This is a genomic window from Burkholderia sp. E168m23, assembly GCF_016586125.1.
Classification (GTDB): domain Bacteria; phylum Pseudomonadota; class Gammaproteobacteria; order Burkholderiales; family Burkholderiaceae; genus Burkholderia; species Burkholderia orbicola.
The window spans coordinates 1-4,267 of record NZ_BCPP01000646.1; the positions used below are offsets into that span (position 1 = coordinate 1).

Sequence of the window (4,267 nt, forward strand, 5' to 3'; positions counted from 1 at the left end):
TCGAATAGCGGATCGGCTGGGTCATCGTGGCAATCGGTCGGTCGAATACGGCGGCGAAAACGAAGAGAGGCGCCGGCAGATCATGCGGGCGCCCCTCGCTGGCCGGGCGCTGCGCCCGGCGTGCAGTCGGTTACTTGCTCGAGGCGAGCGCCTGGTTGAGCTGGTCGGCCGATACCGCGCCCGGCAGGCGGCGACCGTCCGGCAAAAAGATCGTCGGCGTGCCCGTGACGTTCATCCCGCGGCCGAGCGCAAGGTTCTTGTCGAGCGCGGTGGTGTCGCAGGTACCGGCGCCGGACGGCGCGCGATGGTCGAGCATCCAGCTTTCCCACGTCTTCGCGCGGTCGGTCGCGCACCAGATCGCCTTCGACTTCGCGGTCGAATCCGGCGACAGCACCGGGTACAGGAACGTGTAGACGGTCACGTTGTCGACCGACTGCAGCGTCGTCTCGAGCTTCTTGCAGTACGGGCAGTTCGGATCGGAGAACACCGCGATCTTGCGGGCGCCGTTGCCCTTGACGATCTTGATCGCATTCGCGAACGGCAGGCTCGCGAAGTCGATCTTGTTGATTTCGGACAGGCGGGCGTCGGTCAGGTTCTTGTGCGTCTTCGCGTCGACGAGATCGCCGAGCAGCACGTAGTCGCCCGCCGCGTCGCTATAGATGATCTGCGAGCCGAGGTTCACTTCGTAAAGGCCTGCGACCGGCGATTTCGACACGCTCTTGATCGGCGCGTCGTTGCCGAGACGGGCTTGCAGCGTGGCCTTCAGCTTGTCGGTGGTCTGGTCGGCCTGCGCGGTGCAGCCGAGCGTCGCCATCGTGACGGCCAGCGCCAGCGACGCGATGCGGATCGTTTTTTTCATTGAAATCTTCCTTCAGCTCAATCGGAGTGCACGGCACAGTGTACGCCGTAACGGAACCGTCTCCGACCGGCGCGGCGGCGGAAGGTTCGCTCAGCCGAGCGCGGCCGACACGAGCCAGCGCTTCACAAGCGGCTGCGCGCCGACGAACGCCATGCCCGCATTGCGCACCGCCTTCGCGAGCGAGCCCGGCACCGCGAACAGCCGCTGCAGGCCGTCGGTGGCGACCATCAGCGCGCGAATGTCCTCGCGGCGCGAACGTTCGTAGCGGCGCAGCAGCACCGTATCGCCGAGATTGCGGAAGCTTTCCTTGCCCGCGATCGCGTCGGCGAGCGCGGCGACGTCGCGCAGCCCGAGGTTCATCCCCTGCCCCGCGAGCGGGTGAATCAGGTGCGCGGCATCGCCTACCAGCGCGACACGCGGCGCGATCAGCTTGTCGACCGTCTGCAGGGCCAGCGGGAAGCCGGCGGCCGGCGTCACGCATTCGAGCGTGCCGACCTGGCCGTGCGACACGCGCTCGACCTCGGCCGCGAGCTGCGCCGGATCGAGTGCGAGCAGTGCGTCGGCATGCGCGGTGTGCGCGGACCACACGAGCGACACGTGGCCGTCCGGCAGCGGCAGCAGCGCGACGATCTCGCCTTCGTGGAACCACTGGTACGCGGTCTCGCGGTGCGGCAGCGATGCCTTGAAGTTCGCGACGACGCCCGTTTGCCGGTAGTCGCGTCGCTCTACCCTGGCCCCCATTTGGGAGCGCACCCACGAATGCGCGCCGTCGGCGCCGACGACGAGATCGGCCTCGAGCACCTGGCCCGACGACAGCGTCAGCACGGCCGCGTCGTCGCGCACGTCGAAGCCCTGCGCACGCGCATCGAACCACGTCAGGTTCGGCTGGAACCGCAGCGCGGCGTCGAGCGACGCCTCGACCAGCGAGGATTCGGCGATCCAGGCGAGCTGCGGCACGGACGCCTGGTAGGCGGAGAAATGCAGTTCGGCATGCGCATCGCCATACACGCGCATGTCGTAGACCGGCGCGAGCCGGCCGTGGTCGAGCGCCTGCCAGACCCGCAGCCGCTCGAGCAACGCCTGCGAACTGGACGACAGCGCGTAGACCCGCGTGTCGAACGCGAGATCGGCGGGGCGCGGCGTGGCCGGCTGGGCGAGCAAGGCTGTCTTGTAGCCGGACTGGGTCAGCGCGAGCGCGGCCGTCTTGCCGACGAGCCCGCCGCCGACCACGGCGACGTCGAAGGAGTGGTGGGCAGTCATGGCGGGCATTATAGCCGCGGGGCCAAACCCTTACGCGGCCGGACTTTGCGGGAAATCAGCAGAATCGCGGGCCGGTGCGCCCGCGCGGCGGCCCGCCGCATCGGCCGTTCGGCGGCAAGCCCGGAATCCGGGGCGCCGGCACGGTACAATAGCGTCTTTGACCGTCGGCCCGCCGCGCTCCACGCGCCGGCCGCCCCTTTTTTCCCGCGCCGCCGTGCCCTGTCCGGCCGCGCCGCCTCACCCGTCCGAAGGATTCCATGAGTCTCAAATGCGGCATCGTCGGCTTGCCCAACGTCGGCAAGTCCACCCTGTTCAATGCGCTGACCAAGGCCGGCATCGCCGCCGAGAACTACCCGTTCTGCACGATCGAGCCGAACGTCGGCATCGTCGAAGTGCCCGATACGCGCCTGAAGGCGCTCTCCGAGATCGTCAAGCCGGAGCGTGTCGTGCCGGCCGTCGTCGAATTCGTCGACATCGCGGGCCTCGTCGCGGGCGCGAGCAAGGGTGAAGGCCTCGGCAACCAGTTCCTCGCGAACATCCGCGAAACCGATGCGATCACGCACGTCGTGCGCTGCTTCGAGGATGACAACGTCATTCACGTCGCCGGCAAGGTCAGCCCGATCGACGACATCGAAGTGATCAACACCGAACTCGCGCTCGCCGACCTCGGCACCATCGAGAAGGCGCTCACGCGCTATTCGAAGGCGGCGAAGTCGGGCAACGACAAGGAAGCGGCGAAGCTCGTCGCGGTGCTCGAAAAGGTGCGCGCGCAACTCGACCAGGGCAAGGCCGTGCGCGGCCTCGCGCTGTCGGACGACGAACAGGCGCTGATCAAGCCGTTCTGCCTGATCACCGCGAAGCCGGCGATGTACGTCGCCAACGTGAAGGACGACGGCTTCGAGAACAACCCGCACCTCGAGGCGGTGCGCAAGTACGCGGAAAGCGAAAACGCGCCGGTGGTCGCCGTATGCGCGGCGATCGAGGCGGAAATCGCCGATCTCGACGACGCGGACAAGGAAGCATTCCTCGCCGACATGGGCATGGAAGAGCCGGGCCTCGACCGCGTGATCCGCGCGGGCTTCAAGCTGCTCGGCCTGCAGACCTATTTCACCGCCGGCGTGAAGGAAGTGCGCGCGTGGACGATCCACATCGGCGATACCGCTCCGCAAGCGGCCGGCGTGATCCACACCGACTTCGAGCGCGGCTTCATCCGTGCGCAGACGATCGCGTTCGACGACTTCGTCACGTACAAGGGCGAGCAAGGCGCGAAGGAAGCCGGCAAGATGCGCGCGGAAGGGAAGGAATACGTCGTGCACGACGGCGACGTGATGAACTTCCTGTTCAACGTCTGAGCGAATCACCCCAGGCGTAGTACGGCAATACACGGAAAACCCCTTGCGGCCTCGGCGCCGCAAGGGGTTTTCTGTTTCATGCGCCCGGCATCGTTCCGCTCGGGTCGACCGACTGCAGCAACATGCGCTCACCCGGCAACCGCTACGCAGCCACCGGCGCCGGCGCGCGACTCCGGCGCACGATCATCGCGAGCAGCGCGACCAGCATCGCCGACGCGACCGGCCAACCCGTGCCGCTGATCACCGCGATGAAGGCCTGCGCCGGCGCGAGCCAGGCCAGCACGACGATCACGATCTCGGCTCGGCGCAACGGGACGTTCCGCGCGTCCAGCAGCAGGAATGCAACCGGCAACACCAGCCAGAGCAGGTCGTAGTACACATAGTAAGGCTGCACGAGCAGCGTACCGGCGGCGAGCGCGGCGGCGCGGAGCGCGAAGCGCGAGCGGCGAATCCAGACGTCGACGACCGCCGCGACCGCCAGTACCCCGACGACCGCATGCACGGCATAGGCTGGCCCGACGGACAGCCCGGCTGCCCGGGCGAGCGAGATCGTCGACGGCATGGCCCGCCGAAGCGTGTCGCCGTACTCGACCACGTTGTGGTGGAACGCCGGCATGAACGCGAAAAACGCGGCCCACGCCCGCACGCCAAACGCCGCCAGCGACACCGCGACGATGCCGGCGCTGAACGCGCCGGCCGATATCAACGCCTTCCAGTGGCGCCCGCAGATGAGCGCCAACGGGAACAGCACGCCGAATTGCGGCTTCACGATCAGCACCGCAATGCATGCGCCCGC

4 protein-coding genes are annotated in these 4,267 nt (G+C 67.8%); 1 reads left to right on the forward strand and 3 read right to left on the reverse strand.

What is annotated here, in order from left to right; all coding sequences use genetic code 11:
* Positions 1-130 precede the first annotated feature (130 nt).
* Both JMF90_RS26610 and JMF90_RS26615 read right to left on the reverse strand, forming a co-directional pair.
* A complete protein-coding gene (locus tag JMF90_RS26610) occupies positions 131-859 on the reverse strand; it encodes a DsbC family protein (protein WP_006477048.1) in 729 nt (242 codons plus the stop codon).
* Between the two features lie 90 nt (positions 860-949).
* Entirely contained in the window at positions 950-2,128 is a 1,179-nt protein-coding gene (locus JMF90_RS26615; RefSeq protein WP_027809355.1) for a UbiH/UbiF family hydroxylase, read from the reverse strand.
* 248 nt (positions 2,129-2,376) lie between these two features.
* Between JMF90_RS26615 and ychF the strand changes: the two genes are divergently transcribed.
* Positions 2,377-3,471: a redox-regulated ATPase YchF gene (ychF, locus tag JMF90_RS26620; protein WP_006477050.1), complete on the forward strand. Its 1,095-nt coding sequence runs from the start codon at positions 2,377-2,379 to the stop codon at positions 3,469-3,471.
* A 142-nt stretch (positions 3,472-3,613) separates the two neighbouring features.
* Here the strand turns inward: ychF and JMF90_RS26625 are convergent.
* Positions 3,614-4,267: glycosyltransferase family 87 protein (locus JMF90_RS26625; protein ID WP_201325628.1), on the reverse strand; the 654-nt coding region annotated here is incomplete at its 5' end.

What these genes read in the sequence shown, in the direction of transcription:
- JMF90_RS26610 (WP_006477048.1), bottom strand. Translation starts at nt 859, where the DNA reads ATGAAAAAAACGATCCGCATCGCGTCGCTGGCGCTGGCCGTCACGATG.
- JMF90_RS26615 (WP_027809355.1), bottom strand. Translation starts at nt 2,128, where the DNA reads ATGCCCGCCATGACTGCCCACCACTCCTTCGACGTCGCCGTGGTCGGC.
- ychF (WP_006477050.1), top strand. Translation starts at nt 2,377, where the DNA reads ATGAGTCTCAAATGCGGCATCGTCGGCTTGCCCAACGTCGGCAAGTCC.